This is a genomic window from Streptomyces sp. NPDC014676 (assembly GCF_043084105.1).
In the GTDB taxonomy this organism is placed as follows: domain Bacteria; phylum Actinomycetota; class Actinomycetes; order Streptomycetales; family Streptomycetaceae; genus Streptomyces.
On record NZ_JBIBZI010000005.1, the window covers coordinates 177,889 to 194,624 of the forward strand.

The following is a 16,736-nucleotide window of genomic DNA, read 5'->3' on the forward strand; positions in this document are numbered from 1 at the left end:
GGGGCGAGAAAAAGGAGCGTCACTCCGCCCGGGCGTTCTCACGCCGGCCCAGCCACACCTTCACCGGTACCAGCACCAGCCACCACCACATGGCGGCGGGCCCGACGGCCAGGGCGAGCGGGACGGTCACCAGGAACACCGTCACCGTCGCCCCCAGGTCGACGGCGTAGAGCCACTCGTCCCGCACGGGTGCGGATCCGCCGCGCAGCCAGGGGCGCCGGGCGACGAGGGCGGCCAGCGCCAGGTGGACGGCGCCGAGCGAGGCCACCGTCACCGCGTAGATGATCACCGGGGCGCGTTCGTCGCCGTACTCGGAGACCAGCGCGGTCGGGAACGGCAGCAGGGCCGCGATACCCAGACCGAGCAGGGTCAGCGAGATCACCTGGCCGTCCACCTGCCGGACCGTGCGGAAGATCGCCCGGTGGTCGCGCCAGAAGCCGCCCAGCACCGCCAGGCTGATCCCGTAGGCCCCCAGACTGGGCACCGTGTCACTCAGGGCCTGGTGGAACTCCTCGGAGTCCAGTCCTTGCGGCACGGAGATGTCCAGGACCAGCAGGGTGATGGCGATGGCGAACACGCCGTCGGCGAGCGCGATCAGCCGCTCGGGCCCGCCTTCCGGGGTCGGTTTCCTCATGCGCACGACGGTAGGCAGGCCCGGCCCGGGGCCCGGGGTTACACGCCCGGCCGTCACCCCGCCGGCATCGGGGGCGGCATGTTGTAGGGGGTCACCACCTGGACGGCGGAGGGGAGGGTGGGCCCGGCAGGCGGCAGGGCGCCGTGGGCGCGCATCACCAGGTGGCAGGCCTCGCGCAGGTCGTGGCGCAGGTCGTGGTGGAGCACGGCGGACAGCCGGTGCTCGCGCAGCAGCCGGGTGTTGTCGTGGTCGAGGTCGTGCGCGACGAACACGGCGCACTCGCGTCCGGCGTCCTCGAAGGCGCGCAGGGTCGCGATGTTGCCGCCGCCGATCGAGTAGACCGCGCGGATCCCCGGGTCGCGTTCCAGGGCGGCCCGGACCAGGTCGTACTGGGTGGCGTCCAGGCCCTGGCCCTCCGCGATCTCGACCAGCGCCCGCCCCGGCTGCCGTGCTCGCATCGTCGCCCGGAACCCCATCTCGCGCTCCTCCTCATTGCGGAAGGACCCGCTCGACAGACTGGTGAGGACATTGCCCGGCCGGTCCCCCAGCCACTGCCCCATCAGATACGCGGCGGTCGCGCCCGCCGCCCGGTTGTCGCTGCCGACGTGCCCGATCCGGGCGCTCGCGGGCAGGTCCGTCACCAGGGTCACCACGGGGATCCCGGCCGCCGCGAGCCGGCCGACGGCCGCGGTGACCTCGGGGACGTCGGGGGCCTTGAGGAGTACGCCCTGGGAGCCGCGCCGCCCGATCCGGTCCAGGACGGCGACCAGTTCCCCCGCCGGGCCCGTCTCCCGGAAGTGGAAGCGGGAGCGGACCACCGCCGGGTGCAGGGAGGGCAGTTCGGCCTCCAGGGCGGCCCGGACGGCCGTCGAGAACCGCTCCGGCGACTGCATCACGATGTCCACCATGAACGTCCGGCCGACCAGCCGGACCTGGGTGCGCTGCCGGTCCAGGTCGGCGATCGCCAGGCGCACCTCCCGTGCGGTGCTCTCCCGCACTCCGCCCCGGCCGTTGAGGACCCGGTCCACCGTGGCCTCGCTCAAACCGGCCTGACGTGCGATTTCCCGGATCGGGAAGGGATGGCCCACATCCGCTCCTGAGGGGTTTTTGATGGCTCACTGCTGGTTGTTCGAAGGGTTTGTACTGACAAGAATGACATCAGTCGCGTCGCTCCGTGACCCGAAGGGACGACCCCATGTCAGCCTCCACCCACCAGCGGACGCCCGCGCCGGCCACCTGGCTGTCCGAGCGGGACTGCGACCTGGACGCCTTCCGCGCACTGGTCGAGCAGCCGACCGACCTCGACGCCTACCCGCACGCCGGTGGTGTCGAGCGGAACGTGCTGCTGTACGACGCCGACCGGCTCGCCCTCGCCGACCGCCGTGCCGTCCAGGCCGAGCTGGTGCGCGCGTTCGCGGACGGCCCCGGCATCGTGGTGATCCGCGGGGCCTTCGCCGACCCGGCGGTGGTCGACCGGACCACCGCCGTGTTCGACGCCCTGATCGCCGAGCAGCGCGCCTCGGGCGCCGGAGCCGGCGACCACTTCGCCAGGCCGGGCGCCAACGACCGGGTGTGGAACGCCCTGGAGAAGGCGGCCCTGTACGACCCCGAGGCGTTCGCCGACTACTACGCCAACGACGTGATCGCGCTGGTCTCCTCCGCCTGGCTCGGCCCCGGCTACCAGATCACCTCCCAGGTCAACGTGGTCAATCCGGGCGGCGCGGCGCAGACCGTGCACCGCGACTACCACCTCGGGTTCCTCTCCGACGAGGCCGCCTCCGCCTACCCGGCGCACGTGCACCGCCTCTCCCCCGTGCTCACCCTCCAGGGCGCGGTGGCCCACTGCGACATGCCCGTCGAGTCCGGGCCCACGCTGTACCTGCCGCACTCGCAGAAGTACGAGCCCGGCTACCTCGCCTGGCGGCTGCCGGAGTTCCGGGCGTACTTCGAGGAGCACCACGTGCAACTGCCGCTCGCCAAGGGCGACATGGTGTTCTTCAACCCGGCGCTGTTCCACGCCGCCGGCGCCAACCACTCGGCGGACATCCGGCGCATGGCCAACCTGCTCCAGGTGTCGTCGGCGTTCGGCCGGGCGATGGAGACGGTGGACCGCGAGGCCGTGGCGGGCGCCGTCTACCCGGTGCTCCTCAAGCGGCGGGGCGAGGGCGCCGGCGAGCGGTGGCTGGAGAACGTGATCGCGGCGAGCGCCGAGGGCTACCCCTTCCCCACCAACCTCGACCGCGACCCGCCGGTCGAGGGCCTGGCCCCGCCCTCACAGGCCGATGTCGTACGCCGGGCCCTGCGTGAGGGCTGGACCGCGCGGACGCTGCGGGGCGAACTGCGGGCCGGCGCCAAGCGGCGCGAGAGCTGAGAGGACCCGGACGCAGGCATGGGACTCCTCGACGACAAGGTCGTCCTCGTCAACGGCGGCAGTCAGGGCGTCGGTGCGGCCGTCGCGCGGGCCGCGGCCCGCGAGGGGGCGGTCGTGGCCGTGAGCGGGCGGCGCCCGGAGCCCGGTGAGGCGCTGGTGGCCGAGCTGGCCGCCGCGGGCGGCAAGGCGATGTTCGTACGGGCCGACCTGGCGGACGCCGAACAGGCCAAGGCCTGTGTCGCGCGGGTGGTGGAGGCGTACGGGCGGATCGACTGCCTGGTCAACTCCGCGGGACTCACCTCGCGCGGGACGCTGCTCGACACCACGCCCGAACTGTTCGACCAGCACATCGCGGTCAACCTCAAGGCGCCGTTCTTCGCCATGCAGGCCGCCGTCGCCGACATGGTGCGGCGCACGGCGCCCGGCACGGTCGTCAACGTCATCACCTCCTCCGCGCACGGCGGGCAGCCGTTCCTGGCGCCGTACGTCGCCGCGAAGGCGGGGCTGATCGGCCTGACGCGGAACGCGGCGCACGCCCACCGCTGGGACCGGATCCGGATCAACGGCCTGAACATCGGCTGGACCGCCACCGAGGGCGAGGACGCCACCCAGCGCGCCTTCCACGGCGCCGGGGACGACTGGCGCGAGCAGGCCGCCGCGCGACTGCCGATGGGAAAGCTCGGCCAACCGGACGAGATCGCCGACTTCGTGGTCCTGCTGCTCTCCGACCGTTCCGGGGTGGTCACCGGCTCCGTGATCGACTGGGACCAGAACGTCCTCGGCGGCCTCGACTGACCTCCCCGCACGCCCCGCTCGTACGAACCCGCAAGCAAGGAGCACGTCCCCATGCGCATCGGAATCCTCGGCCTCGGCCGCATCGGCGCCTTCCACGCCGAGACCCTCTCCGGGCTCGGCGCCGTCGAGTCCCTCGTCGTCTCCGACCCGTTCACGGACGCCGCGAAGGCAGCCGCCGAACGGTTCGGCGCCGAGGTCGCGGACTCCCCCGAGGCCCTGCTCGCGGCCGGGGTGGACGGCGTGGTCGTCGCCGCCGCGACCGACGCCCACCCGGCGCTGATCCTCGCCTGTGCGGAGGCGGGCGTGCCCGTCTTCTGCGAGAAGCCGGTGGCCCGCACCATGGCCGAGGGGGTGGCGGTGCTGAAGGCGGTCGAGGGCCGTGACGTGCCGGTCCAGATCGGCTTCAACCGCCGCTTCGACGCCGGCTTCGCCGCCGCGCGGGCCGCCGTACGGAGCGGGGAACTGGGCACCCTGCACACCGTGCGCTCGACCACGCTGGACCCGGCGCCGCCGCCGGCCGCGTACGTCGCCGCGTCCGGGGGCATCTTCCGGGACTGCTCGGTGCACGACTTCGACATCATCCGCTGGGTGACCGGCCGCGAGGTGACCGAGGTGTACGCGGCCGGCGGCAACCGGGGTGCCGACTACATCAGGGAGGCGGGCGACGCCGACACGACCGGCGCGGTCCTCACCCTGGACGACGGCACCCTCGCAGTGGTCTCCAACAGCCGCCACAACGGGCGCGGTCACGACGTCCGCATGGAGATCCACGGCTTCGCCGACTCCGTCGCGGTGGGGCTGGAGGACAAGCTGCCGCTGCGGTCGGTGGAGCCGGGCACGACCTTCCCCTCCGGCACTCCCCACGACTTCTTCATGGACCGGTTCGCTGCCGCCTACCGTGCCGAACTGGCCGCGTTCACCGAGGTCGTGGCCGGTGTCCTCCCCTCGCCGTGCACGGTCGCGGACGCCCTGGAGGCGGGCTGGATCGCCGAGGCGTGCACCCTGTCGCTGCGCGAGCACCGTCCCGTCACCGTCGAGGAGGTACGGCACACCTGAGCGGGTCCGGCCGGGCCCCCGCGCATCGGAATCCCCGGAGCCGCGCGGGCGGGCCCGCTGTCACCGGTACAGCGCGGGTTTCTCCACCAGCCCGACCTCCACCCGGCCGCCCTCCTCCAGCGCCCGCACCCCCGCCTCGCACACGGCCGCCGCGGCGTAGCCGTCCCATGTGCTGGGGCCGGTGATCTCGCCGCGCCGGGTCGCGTCGACCCAGGCCTGGACCTCGTCGTCGTAGGCCTGGGCGAAGCGTTCGGTCCAGTCCTGGGTGATGGTGCCGCCCCAGTGGCCGGCCGTGTGGGTGACCAGGGCGTGGCCGTCGCCGATGCGGGCGGTGCCGCGTTCGCAGACCACCTCGGCCTGTACCTGGTAGCCGAAACCGCAGTTGACGAAGATCTCGACGTCGCTGAGCGCGCCGCCGTCGGTCTCCAGGACGACGAACTGCGGGTCGCGCAGTCCCTCGGGGGCGCCGGCCGACGGGGTGGGGCGCAGGACCGTGACGGCGGCGATCTCGTGGCCGAGGAGCCAGCGGGTGGCGTCCACCTCGTGGGCCACGGAGTCGGTGACGATCATCGCACTGGTGAAGAAGGGCGCGCTGGCCACGTTGCGGTGCCGGTTGTGCAGCATCAGCGGGCGGCCCAGCCGCCCGGTCTCCAGCAGGGCTTTCAGGCGCACGTACTCGGTGTCGTAGCGGCGCATGAAGCCGACCTGGACCCTGCGGTGGCCGAGGGCCTGCTCGGCCTCCATGACGCGCAGGGCGGAGGCCGCGTCGGGGGTGAGCGGCTTCTCGCACAGGACGGGCAGGTCGTGTGCGAACGCGGTGAGCAGGGCGGCCTCGTGGGCCGGCCCGGAGGAGGCGATGAGCACGGCGTCGACGTCGGCCGCCGCCATCGCGGCGGCCGGGTCGGTGTGGGCGGTGCAGCCGTCGACGCCCGCGGCGACGGCCTCGGCCCGTTCGGCGTCGATGTCCACCACGGCGGTGACCCGCGCGCCGCTGACGGCCCGGTCGATGCGGCGTACGTGGTCGGCGCCCATCCGGCCGGTGCCGATGACGGCGACGCGCAGTGGCTCGCGCCGGTCCATGGCTCTCGCCTCCCCTTCGTCGGGCTCGTCAGGCGCCGCAGGAGCGGAGGAAATTGCGGGTGCGTACGGCGATGGGGAGCGGCTTGTCCGGCTCGCAGGGGTACATGTCCTGCTCGACGATCGCGAACAGGTCCACGCCCAGTTTCTGCGCGGCCGTGAGGACCGGGCCCAGCTCGGGGACGCCGGCGGGCGGTTCGCACATCACCCCGCGCTGCACGGCCGGCCCGAACGGGACCTCGTTCCTGACGACGTCGGCGAGGATCTCCGGGTCGACCTGCTTGAGGTGGAGGTAGCCGATGCGTTCGCCGTAGGTCTCGATCAGCTTGACGCTGTCGCCGCCGCAGTAGGCGTAGTGGCCGGTGTCCAGGCAGAGGTTGACCAGGCCGGAGTCGGTCGAGTCGAGGAAGCGCTCGACGTGCTCCTCGGTGTCGATGTGGGTGTCGGCGTGCGGGTGGACGACGATGTCCAGGCCGTACGTGTCCTTCACCTCGCGGCCGAGGCGTTCCATGCCCCGGGTGAGGTGGCCCCACTGCTCGGTGGTGAGCTCCGGGGCTTCGAGGATCTCGGCGGTCTTGTCGTCGCGCCAGAAGGACGGGATGACGACGAGGTGCTCGGCGTCCATGGCCTGGGTGAGCGCGGCGACGCGGCTCACCTGTTCCCAGGTGCTGTCCCATTCGGAGGGGCCGCGGTGCAGTCCGCAGAAGATGGTGCCGGCGGAGACCTTGAGGTCGCGCTTCTTCACCTCATCGGTGAGGCGGGCCGGGTCGGTGGGGAGGTAGCCGTAGGGGCCGAGTTCGATCCAGGAGTAGCCGGCCTCGGCGACCTCGTCGAGGAAGCGCTGCCAGGGCACCTGCCGCGGGTCGTCGGGGAACCAGACGCCCCAGGAGTCGGGGGCGGAACCGACCCGGATGCGGTCGAGCGCGACTGCCATGTCAGGACTTTCCTTCCGGAGTTGCGGCCGCGGGGGCCTGGAGGTCGCCCTCCTCGGGGAGTTCCTCGGTGTCGACGCCGCCGACCTGCGCCAGTTCGTGCTTGAGCGTGGCCAGTTCGGCGCCGCCGGCCATGTGGTTGGTCAGCTCCTCGAGGCCGACCTCGCTGCGGGGGGCGGACAGTTCCGTGGTGCCCAGGCGCAGCACGCTGAAGTGGTCGCCGACCATGTAGGCGTGGTGCGGGTTGTGGGTGATGAAGATGACGCCGAGGCCGCGGTCGCGGGCCATCGCGATGTACTTCAGGACCACGCCGGACTGCTTGACGCCGAGGGCGGCGGTCGGCTCGTCGAGGATGAGGACGCGGGCGCCGAAGTAGACGGCGCGGGCGATGGCGACGCACTGGCGCTGGCCGCCGGAGAGGGTGCCGATGGGCTGCTCCAGGTCGTCCAGGACGATGCCCATGTTGCGCAGTTCCTCGTCGGCCGTCCTCTTCATCCGGTCGATGTCGAGGCGGCGGACGGGCCAGGGGCCCTTGGTCATCTCGGAGCCGAGGAAGAAGTTCCGCCACACCGGCATCAGCGGGACGACCGCGAGGTCCTGGTAGACGGTGGCGATGCCCTTGTCGAGGGCCTCGCGCGGGGTGGAGAAGCGCACCGGCTCGCCGTCGACGAGGAACTCGCCCTCGGTGTGCTGGTGCAGCCCCGAGATGATCTTGATGAGGGTGGACTTGCCGGCGCCGTTGTCGCCGAGGACGCAGGTCACCTTGGCGGGGTGGACGGTGAGGTCGACGCCGTGCAGGGCGCGGATGTTGCCGTAGGACTTGCCGGCGGCGCGGAGTTCGACCAGGGGGCGGTCGCCGTCGGGCGCGGTGTCCTTGAGGACGGGGCCGTGGGTGCCGGGGGTCTTGTCGGTCATTGCGGTCACCTCCGGGTCGCCTGGCGCTGGACCCACAGATTGATGAGGACGGCGCCGAGCAGCATCACGCCGAGGAAGGCCTTGAACCAGTCGGGGTTCCAGCCGGCGTAGACGATGCCCTGCTGCACCATGCCGAACATGAAGGCGCCGAAGACCGGGCCGATCGCGCTGCCGGCGCCGCCGGTCAGCAGACAGCCGCCGATGACGGCGGCGGCGATGTAGATGAGCTCCTGGCCCACGCCCTCGCCGGACTGGACGGTGTTGAAGGAGAACAGGTTGTGCATGCCGACGAACCAGGCGCCGAAGCCGACCAGCATGAACAGGGAGATCTTGGTGAAGGTGACGGGGACGCCGACCGCGCGGGCGCTCTCCTTGTTGCCGCCGACGGCGAAGACCCAGTTGCCGTACTTGGTGCGCAGCAGCACCCAGGTGGCGAGGGCGGCGAAGACGAGCCACCACACCACGGTGATCTTCACCTCGATGCCGGCGACGTCGAAGGTGGAGGCGAAGAGGGCCTTGGCCTGGCCGAAGCCGTCCATGTCGGCGACGCTGTCGGTGGCGACGTTGCCGGTGACCAGCTTGGTCACCGCCAGGTTCACGCCCTGCAGGATGAGGAAGGTGCCGAGGGTGACCAGGAAGCTGGGCAGTCCCGTCCTGACCAGCATCCAGCCGTTGAACGCGCCGATGCCCAGGGAGACCGCCAGGGCGACGATCACGCCCGTCCACACGTTCAGGGTGAGCTGGTAGCTGAGCATGCTCGCGGTCAGTGCCGAGGTCACGACGGCGACACCGGACGAGAGGTCGAACTCGCCGCCGATCATCAGCAGGGCCACGGGCAGTGCCATGATCCCGATGACCGACGACTGGTACAGGATGTTCGCCATGGAGCCGCCGTCCCGCACCGGCGGAGCGGCGAACAGGAAGAACACCATGACGGCCATGGCGCCGAGGAACACGCCGACCTCGGGACGGGCGAGGAGCCGCAGTGCGAGCGGGCGCCGCACGGTGCGGCCGTCGCTCTGTTTCGGGCCGGGGGCCGGCGGTGGACTCACCGCCGGCTCAGCCTGTTGGGCCATGCTCATCACCGAGTGCCCTTCGCGGCGTACTCGGAGACCGCGTCGACGTTGGACTTGTCGACGAACGCCGGGCCGGTCAGCACCGGCTGCTCACCGCCGCCGCTGTAGTTGCCGTTGTTCTCGTAGAGCCACAGGCCGTCGACGGCGAGGTAGCCCTGAAGGTAGGGCTGCTGGTCCACGGCGAACTCGATGTCGCCGGCCTCGATCGCCTTGGTCAGCTCCTTGTTGAGGTCGAAGGTGGCGACCTTCGCCTTGCTGCCCGCGTCGCCCACCGACTGCACCGCGGTCGGCGCGAAGGGCGCGCCGAGGGTGACGACGTAGTCGATGGAGGAGTCCTGCTTCAGCTTCGCGGTGATGGTCGACTTCACCGACGGCATGTCGGTGCCGTTGACGTTGAGGATCTGGGTCTCGCCCTCGAAGGTCTTCTTCACGCCGTCGCAGCGCTGGGTCAGGCCGACGTTGCCCTGCTCGTGGATGACGCAGACGGTGTTCTTCGCGCCGACCTCGTTCAGCTTCTTGCCGAAGGCCTCACCCGCGACGGACTCGTCCTGGCCGAAGAATTCGAGCAGGTCGAGGTCCTTCCAGTCGGTCAGCCCGGAGTTGAGGCCGACGACGGGGATGCCGGCCGCGTTCGCCTTGGCTATGACGGCCTTCAGCGCGTCCGGCTTGGCGAGGGTGACCGCGATGCCGTCGACCTTCTGGTCGATCGCGTTCTGCACCAGGTTGGCCTGGGTGCCGGCGTTCGGGTCGTTGCTGTAGACGAGGTCGACGTTGTCCTTGGCGGCGGCGGCCTCGGCGCCCTTGCGGACGATGTCCCAGAAGGTGTCGCCGGGCGCCTGGTGGGTGACGAGGGCGACCTTCATGCGGGGCGTGTTCGCCTTGCCCGCGGAGGCGTCGGCTCCGCCCTCCTCGGACTCCTTGCCTCCGGAACCGCTGGAGCAGCCTGCGAGGGTCAGGGCGGCTGCCGCCGCGACCGCGACGAACGCGATTCTGCGGGAGCGGGTGTGCGAAGAGCGGTCCATCTGTCCTGCACCTCACTGTGCTACGCGGGGAAGGGGCGGGAGTCCGAGGATCCGGTGCCCGGTGCCTCGGAAATCCGTGGGTGTGCCATGGAATACGGCGGTCACGCTGGGACGCGATCCAATCCCCAGAACCGCCCGGTGTCAATACTTTGTTAAGACATCATTTCACTAACTAGTCCGAATGTAAGTACAAACTATTGACATCGCCGCCCTCCGAGACCTACACCTGTGAGGCGGCAGGTCCCTGGAATCCTCGCCCCCCACCGTGGCAGGGCGCCCTGGGACCCGCATCCCCAGCAGCTCGAGGAGCGTCGCTCAATGGCCGTCCCACCACACTATTTCGACCTGATCACCATGGGTCGCATCGGGGTCGATCTTTATCCACTGGAGACCGGCGTTCCGCTGGCGCGGGTGGAGACGTTCGGGAAATTCCTGGGCGGATCGGCCGCGAATGTCGCGGTGGCGGCCGCGCGAATGGGACGTTCCGCGGCCATCATCACGCGTACCGGTGACGACCCGTTCGGCACGTTTGTGCACGAGGCGCTGAAGGAGTTCGGCGTGGACGACCGCTGGGCCACCCCGGTCGCCGCGTACCCCACCCCCCTCACCTTCTGCGAGATCTTCCCGCCGGACGACTTCCCGCTGTACTTCTACCGCCGCCCCAAGGCCCCGGACCTGGAGATCCGCGCCGACGAGCTGGACCTGGCCGCCGTACGCGCGGCCGGGATCCTCTGGATCACCGGCGCCGGTCTGAGCGAGGAACCGAGCCGCTCGGCCACCCTCGCCGCCCTGGAGGCCCGCGCCCGGGCCGGGACCACCGTCTTCGACCTGGACTGGCGCCCCGTGTTCTGGCGGGACCCGGACCAGGCACGCCCGTACTACCGCGAGGCACTGCGGCACGCCACGGTCGCGGTCGGCAACCTCGACGAGTGCGAGGTCGCCACCGGTGTGCGCGAGCCCGCGGCCTGCGCCGAGGCGCTGCTGGAAGCCGGTGTGGAGCTGGCCGTGGTCAAGCAGGGCCCGAGGGGAGTGCTCGCCGTGCACCGCGACGGCCCCCGGGCCGAGGTGCCCCCGGTGCCGGTCGAGGTGGTCAACGGCCTCGGCGCGGGCGACGCCTTCGGCGGCTCGCTCTGCCACGGTCTGCTCTCCGGCTGGGACCTGGAGCGGACCATGCGCCACGCCAACGCCGCGGGAGCCGTCGTCGCCTCCCGCCTCGCCTGTTCGTCCGCCATGCCGACCGGGCCGGAGGTCGCGGACCTCCTCGCGCGGGCCGCCTCGCCGGACCCGGCGGACCTGCCGAGCCAGTCCTGAACGGAGCCCTTCCTTGAACCTCAGCATCCCCGACCTCACCGCGGTCCGGGCCCGCAACCCGGAGGCCGTCGCCGAGGCCGCGGCCCGCCGGGCGCGCCGCCCGCTGATCGGCGACAGCGGCCGGCTGATGATCGTGGCCGCCGACCACCCCGCGCGGGGCGCGCTCGGCATCGGCGACCGCCGGCTGGCCATGGCCCACCGCGCCGACCTGCTGGAACGTCTCTGCATCGCGCTGTCCCGGCCGGGCGTCGACGGGGTGCTGGCCACCGCCGACATCCTGGAGGACCTGCTGCTCCTCGGGGTGCTGGAGAACAAGGTCGTCATGGGCTCGATGAACCGCGGCGGCCTGGCCGGCGCGTCCTTCGAGATGGACGACCGCTTCACCGGCCACCGCGCCGAGGACATCGCCCGGCTGGGCTTCGACGCGGGCAAGCTGCTGGTCCGTATCGACTACGACGACCCGGGCTCGCTGGCCACCCTGGAGTCCGCCGCCCGCGCCGTGGACGCCATGGCCGAACGCCGGCTGCCGGTGTTCGTGGAGCCGTTCATCTCGCGCCGGGGTGCGGACGGCCGGGTCCGCAACGACCTGTCCGCCGAGGCCGTCACCCGTTCCATCGCCATCGCCTCCGGTCTGGGCGGCACCTCCGCCTACACCTGGCTGAAGCTCCCCGTCACCGACGACGTCGACGCCATGCCGGAGGTGCTGGGGGCCTCCACGCTGCCCGTCGTCCTGCTCGGCGGCGAGGTCGGCGACCAGGAGGCGGCGTACGAGCGGTGGGGCAAGGCACTGCGGCTGCCCACCGTGATGGGGATGGTCGTCGGCCGTTCGCTGCTCTACCCGGCCGAGGGCAGTGTGGAGACGGCGGTGGACACGGCCGTCGGCCTGTTGTGAGAAGCCTGTTGCGACCCGGAGGCACGCCATGACACATCACCTTCCCGCGGGCAGGGCCCTCGCCGGGCCCTACGCCGTCGACGTGAACCCGGAGAACGCCGGCTGGGGCCACTCCAGCCTGCGTGTCCTGGAGCTGCCGCCCGGCGGCGCGCACACCTTCGACACCGGTGACAGCGAGTGGATCGTGCTGCCGCTGAGCGGCGGCTGCACGGTCACCGCCGACGACGACTTCGGCCACGAATCCTTCGAACTCACCGGCCGCACCGGTGTGTTCGACGGCGTCACCGACTTCGCGTACGTCCCGCGCGACACCCGCGCGACGGTCACCTCGGCGGACGGCGGGCGGTTCGCGCTCACCGGCGCCCGCTGCACCCGCCGGCTGCCCGCCCGCTACGGACCGGCCTCCGGCGTCCCCGTCGAGCTGCGCGGCAGCGGGAACTGCTCACGGCAGGTCAACAACTTCGGCGCGGCGGGCACGTTCGAGTGCGACAAGCTGATCGCGGTCGAGGTGCTCACGCCCGGCGGCAACTGGTCGTCCTTCCCGCCGCACAAGCACGACGAGCACCGGCCCGGTGAGGAGTCCGTGCTGGAGGAGATCTACTACTTCGAGTTCGCCGGCCACGACGGCACCCCCGGTCTCGGCTACCAGCGGGTCTCCCCGTCCGGTCCGGGCCGCGAGACGGACGTACTGGCGGAAGTGCGCGACGGTGACGTCGTCCTCGTCCCGGACGGCTGGCACGGCCCGTCCATGGCCGTGCCCGGCCACCACATGTACTACCTCAACGTCATGGCGGGGCCCGACCCGGAACGCGCCTGGCTGATCTGCGACCACCCCGACCACGCCTGGATCCGCGACACCTGGCCGGACCAGGCCGTCGACCCCCGACTCCCCCTCTACACCGCACCGGAGAGGTCCGTATGAGCGCCGCCACCCGCCGACTGACGACCGCCCAGGCCCTGGTGCGGTTCCTGTCCGCGCAGTACACCGAACGCGACGGCGTGCGCCGCCGGCTGATCGCGGGCACCTGGGGCATCTTCGGCCACGGCAACGTGGCGGGCATCGGGCAGGCACTGGTGGAGTACGCCGCCGTGATGCCGTACCACCAGGGCCGCAACGAGCAGGCGATGGTGCACGCCGCCGTCGGCCACGCCCGCCAGCTCAACCGGCTCTCGGCGCAGGCGGTGACGACGTCCATCGGCCCCGGCGCGACCAACCTCGTCACCGGCGCCGCCCTCGCCACCGTCAACCGGCTGCCGGTGCTCCTGCTCCCCGGTGACTACTTCGCCTCGCGCGTCGCCGATCCGCTGCTCCAGCAGCTGGAGCACCCGGTCGAGGCCGATGTGTCGGTCAACGACACGCTCCGCCCGGTGTCGCGCTACTTCGACCGCGTCACCCGCCCCGAGGCCCTGATCCCCTCCGCGCTGGGCGCCGTGCGGGTGCTCGCCGACCCGGCCGAGACCGGCGCGGTGACGCTGGCCCTCCCCCAGGACGTGCAGGCGGAGGCGTACGACTGGCCGGAGGAGTTCTTCGCCGACCGCGTCTGGTCCGTACGACGTCCCGCCCCGGACCCGGCGGAGCTGGCGGCGGCCGCGCAGGCCGTACGGGCCGCGCGGCGCCCGCTGATCGTCGCGGGCGGCGGGATCCACCACAGCGAGGCCGAGGAGGCGCTGAAGGCGCTGGTGGACGCCACCGGCATCCCGGTCGCCTCCACCCAGGCCGGCAAGGGCTCCCTGCGCCACGACCACCCCGCCGACCTCGGCGGCATCGGCCACACCGGCACGGCGGTGAGCGACGCGCTCGCCCGCACCGCCGACCTGGTGATCGGCGTCGGCACCCGCTACACCGACTTCACCACCGCCTCCGGCACCCTCTTCCAGAACCCGGACGTCCGCTTCCTCAACCTCAACATCACCGGCTTCGACGCCCACAAGCTGGCGGCGCGCACCCTGGTCGGCGACGCGCGCACCGGTCTGGAGCAGCTCACCGGGGCGCTCGCCGGCCACCGCGTGGAACCGTCGTACGAGGAGGAGTACCGGGCCGGCAAGGAGCGCTGGGAGCGGGTCGTCGAGACCGCCTACCGCGCGGACGACGACACGGCCGTACCGACGCAGACGCAGGTGCTCGGCGCGCTCGACGCGGTCGTCGGCGACGAGGACGTGGTGATCAACGCGGCCGGTTCGCTCCCCGGCGACCTGCACAAGCTGTGGCGCGCGCGCAGCCCCCGCCAGTACCACCTGGAGTACGGCTACTCCTGCATGGGCTACGAGATCCCGGCCGCCCTCGGTGTCCAGCAGGCCGCGCCCGGCACCCCGGTGTGGGCGCTGGTCGGCGACGGCACCTATCTGATGAACCCGACGGAGATCGTCACCGCCGTCCAGGAGGACCTCCCGGTCAAGCTGGTCCTGATCCAGAACCACGGGTACGCCTCCATCGGCGGCCTGTCGGAATCGGTGGGCGCCGAGCGCTTCGGCACCGCCTACCGTCACCGGGCCGCCGACGGCACCTTCACCGGCGCCCCGCTGCCCGTGGACCTCGCGGCGAACGCGGCCAGCCTCGGGATGGACGTACTGCGCGCCAAGACCGTGCGGGAGCTGCGCGACGCGCTGGCCGAGGCGCGTGCCTCCTCCCGCCCGACGTGCGTGTACGTGGAGACCGACCCCGCTCCCACCGCTCCCCCGGCCGAGGCCTGGTGGGACGTGCCGGTGGCCGAGGTGTCCGCCCGCGAGGCCGCCGTCCGGGCCCGCGCACGGTACGACGCCGAGGCCGCCGGCCGCCGCCGGCACCTCTGAACCCGCCCGCGCTGCTACAGGAAGGTACGTCCATGGCGAAGACCGGCGACCCCGCACGTGCCGCGACCGGACCCGCGCTGAGCACCCTGGACTTCGCCCTGGACCGGGGCAGTCCGGTGCCGCTGTACCACCAGCTCGCGCAGCAGTTGGAGGCGGCGATCGAGCAGGGCGTCCTCGCCCCCGGCAACCTGCTGGGCAACGAGGTCGACCTGTCCGTGCGGCTCGGCCTGTCCCGGCCCACCGTCCGCCAGGCCATCCAGTCCCTCGTCGACAAGGGGCTCCTGGTCCGGCGGCGCGGGGTGGGCACGCAGGTGGTGCACAGTCAGGTCAGGCGCCCCCTGGAACTGAGCAGTCTCTACGACGACCTGGAGAAGGCCGGGCAGGGCCCGACCACGCGGGTGATCCGCAACGAGACCGTGCGGGCGCCGACGGACGTGGCGGCCGCCCTGGGGCTGGCCGAGGGCGCCGAGGTCGTCCTGCTGGAACGCCTGCGCCGCACCCATGCACAGCCGGTCGCCCTGCTGTGCAACTACCTCCCGTCGGGCCTGCTCGGCCTCGACAGCGCCCGCCTCGAGGCGACCGGCCTGTACCGGATGATGCGTTCGGCCGGCATCACCCTGCACAGCGCCCGCCAGACCGTCGGCGCCCGCGCGGCCACCGCTCAGGAGGCCGCCGGCCTGGACGAGAAGGAGGGCGCCGCCCTGCTCACCATGCAGCGCACGGCCTACGACGACACCGGGCGGCCGGTGGAGTACGGGACCCACGTCTACCGTGCGTCCCGGTACTCGTTCGACTTCCAGCTGCTGGTCAGACCGTGAGGCGGTTCAGTGCGCCGCGTCCAGCCGGGCCCGCTGCTCCGCCGACAGTTCCAGGTCCACCGCCGCCAGGTTCTCCTCCAGTTGGGCCACCGACGACACCCCGGCCAGCGGCAGGACCGGCAGCTCGTGGCCGATCTGCCAGGCCAGCACCACCTGGCCCGGCGTCGCCCCGGTCTCCCGGGCGACCTCGTGCAGTACCGCGAGGCGGGCGGGGGTGCCCGGGTGGTCGTAGTCTCCGGGCAGGCGTTCGGGCCGGGCGTAGGCGCCCTTGAGCAGCGGCGAGTAGGCGACCAGGGTCAGGGCGGGCTCGGCCCGCAGATAGCCGGCCAGTTCCGCGCCCGCGTGGCCGAGGCTGCCGTCGGGGAAGAGGGCGTCGGGGACGTCGGCGCGGGGCCGCAGATAGCTGTGCTGGTACTGCAGGACCTCGTAGCCGGGCAGGCCGGCCGCCGCCGCGAGGGCGCGGGCCCGCTCCACCCGCCAGATGGCCTGGTTGCTCACGCCGAGCAGCCCCACCGTGCCCTCGGCGACCAGGGCCCCGAAGCCCTCGACGGTCTCGCGCTGGGGGACGGTGTGGTCGTCGATGTGCGCGTACAGCAGGTCCAGCCGCTCCAGCCCGAGCCGTTCGCGGCTGCGTTCCGACGACTCCCGGATCACCTTCGCGGACAGGCCCTCGGCGTTGTCGGTGTAGCTCGTGCCGGGGGCGAGGGGGCGGGCGCCGAGCTTGGTCGCAAAGACGATCTCGTCGCCGGCCCCCCGGCTGCGGCGCCAGCGGCCGAGCAGTTCCTCGCTCTGTCCGCCCTGGCCGCCGTCGGTCCAGAAGGCGTAGTTGTCGGACGTGTCGACGAAGTTCCCGCCGGCCTCGACATAGCGGTCGAGCAGGGCGAAAGAGGTCTTCTCGTCGGTCACCGATCCGAACAGCATCGCCCCGAGCGCGAGCACGCTCACCTCGCGGCTGTGCGGACCGGTGCCGATGGTGCGGTACTTCATGGCTGGTCCCTCCCGTTTCCGTACCCCGTCGTCGGGGCACGGACCGGGAGTCTTCCGCTT

16 protein-coding genes are annotated in these 16,736 nt (G+C 72.2%); 8 read left to right on the plus strand and 8 right to left on the minus strand.

Features of this window, described 5'->3' with window-relative positions; all coding sequences use genetic code 11:
• Positions 1-19 precede the first annotated feature (19 nt).
• Both ACF1DX_RS16275 and ACF1DX_RS16280 read right to left on the minus strand, forming a co-directional pair.
• Entirely contained in the window at positions 20-634 is a 615-nt protein-coding gene (locus tag ACF1DX_RS16275) for a TMEM175 family protein (RefSeq protein WP_391791825.1), read from the minus strand.
• Positions 635-687: 53 nt separating this feature from the next.
• Positions 688-1,722, minus strand: coding sequence for a LacI family DNA-binding transcriptional regulator (locus ACF1DX_RS16280; protein ID WP_391791826.1), 1,035 nt, complete (start codon positions 1,720-1,722; stop codon positions 688-690).
• Positions 1,723-1,829: 107 nt separating this feature from the next.
• Between ACF1DX_RS16280 and ACF1DX_RS16285 the strand changes: the two genes are divergently transcribed.
• From ACF1DX_RS16285 to ACF1DX_RS16295, 3 genes are read left to right on the plus strand one after another with little or no spacing between them, the layout of a single operon-like run.
• Positions 1,830-3,005: a phytanoyl-CoA dioxygenase family protein gene (locus ACF1DX_RS16285; protein ID WP_391791827.1), complete on the plus strand. Its 1,176-nt coding sequence runs from the start codon at positions 1,830-1,832 to the stop codon at positions 3,003-3,005.
• A gap of 18 nt (positions 3,006-3,023) precedes the next feature.
• A complete protein-coding gene (locus ACF1DX_RS16290) occupies positions 3,024-3,800 on the plus strand; it encodes an SDR family oxidoreductase (protein WP_391791828.1) in 777 nt (258 codons plus the stop codon).
• A gap of 51 nt (positions 3,801-3,851) precedes the next feature.
• A complete protein-coding gene (locus tag ACF1DX_RS16295) occupies positions 3,852-4,856 on the plus strand; it encodes a Gfo/Idh/MocA family oxidoreductase (RefSeq protein ID WP_391791829.1) in 1,005 nt (334 codons plus the stop codon).
• 60 nt (positions 4,857-4,916) lie between these two features.
• On the opposite strand, the gene ACF1DX_RS16300 is transcribed toward ACF1DX_RS16295, so the two are convergent.
• The 5 genes from ACF1DX_RS16300 to ACF1DX_RS16320 are packed head-to-tail and all read right to left on the minus strand — an operon-like array spanning position 4,917 to position 9,878.
• Entirely contained in the window at positions 4,917-5,936 is a 1,020-nt protein-coding gene (locus ACF1DX_RS16300; RefSeq protein WP_391791830.1) for a Gfo/Idh/MocA family protein, read from the minus strand.
• A gap of 28 nt (positions 5,937-5,964) precedes the next feature.
• Positions 5,965-6,867 (minus strand): sugar phosphate isomerase/epimerase family protein, encoded by a 903-nt coding sequence (locus tag ACF1DX_RS16305; RefSeq protein WP_391791831.1) that lies wholly within the window; start codon positions 6,865-6,867, stop codon positions 5,965-5,967.
• Between the two features lies 1 nt (position 6,868).
• A complete protein-coding gene (locus ACF1DX_RS16310; RefSeq protein ID WP_391791832.1) occupies positions 6,869-7,780 on the minus strand; it encodes an ATP-binding cassette domain-containing protein in 912 nt (303 codons plus the stop codon).
• 5 nt (positions 7,781-7,785) lie between these two features.
• Entirely contained in the window at positions 7,786-8,862 is a 1,077-nt protein-coding gene (locus ACF1DX_RS16315) for an ABC transporter permease (protein WP_391791833.1), read from the minus strand.
• Entirely contained in the window at positions 8,862-9,878 is a 1,017-nt protein-coding gene (locus tag ACF1DX_RS16320) for a sugar ABC transporter substrate-binding protein (RefSeq protein WP_391791834.1), read from the minus strand. Before ACF1DX_RS16320 ends, ACF1DX_RS16315 begins: the two co-directional genes overlap by 1 nt.
• A 318-nt stretch (positions 9,879-10,196) precedes the next feature.
• Here ACF1DX_RS16320 and iolC point away from each other — a divergent pair, with 318 nt between their 5' ends.
• The 5 genes from iolC to ACF1DX_RS16345 are packed head-to-tail and all read left to right on the plus strand — an operon-like array spanning position 10,197 to position 15,689.
• Positions 10,197-11,189 carry a 5-dehydro-2-deoxygluconokinase gene (iolC, locus tag ACF1DX_RS16325; RefSeq protein WP_391791835.1) on the plus strand — a complete coding sequence of 331 codons (993 nt, stop codon included), beginning with the start codon at positions 10,197-10,199 and terminating at the stop codon, positions 11,187-11,189.
• A 13-nt stretch (positions 11,190-11,202) separates the two neighbouring features.
• The gene (locus ACF1DX_RS16330; RefSeq protein ID WP_391791836.1) at positions 11,203-12,081 is read left to right on the plus strand and encodes a deoxyribose-phosphate aldolase; all 879 of its coding nucleotides are present in this window, start codon (positions 11,203-11,205) and stop codon (positions 12,079-12,081) included.
• Between the two features lie 28 nt (positions 12,082-12,109).
• The gene (iolB, locus tag ACF1DX_RS16335; RefSeq protein WP_391791837.1) at positions 12,110-13,003 is read left to right on the plus strand and encodes a 5-deoxy-glucuronate isomerase; all 894 of its coding nucleotides are present in this window, start codon (positions 12,110-12,112) and stop codon (positions 13,001-13,003) included.
• The gene (gene iolD, locus ACF1DX_RS16340; protein WP_391791838.1) at positions 13,000-14,871 is read left to right on the plus strand and encodes a 3D-(3,5/4)-trihydroxycyclohexane-1,2-dione acylhydrolase (decyclizing); all 1,872 of its coding nucleotides are present in this window, start codon (positions 13,000-13,002) and stop codon (positions 14,869-14,871) included. The genes iolB and iolD overlap by 4 nt, the downstream gene beginning before the upstream one ends.
• Positions 14,872-14,903: 32 nt before the next feature.
• Positions 14,904-15,689, plus strand: a complete 786-nt coding sequence (locus tag ACF1DX_RS16345; RefSeq protein WP_391791839.1) for a GntR family transcriptional regulator — start codon at positions 14,904-14,906, stop codon at positions 15,687-15,689.
• Positions 15,690-15,695: 6 nt separating this feature from the next.
• On the opposite strand, the gene ACF1DX_RS16350 is transcribed toward ACF1DX_RS16345, so the two are convergent.
• Positions 15,696-16,676, minus strand: a complete 981-nt coding sequence (locus ACF1DX_RS16350; protein ID WP_391791840.1) for an aldo/keto reductase — start codon at positions 16,674-16,676, stop codon at positions 15,696-15,698.
• Positions 16,677-16,736: the final 60 nt, after the last annotated feature.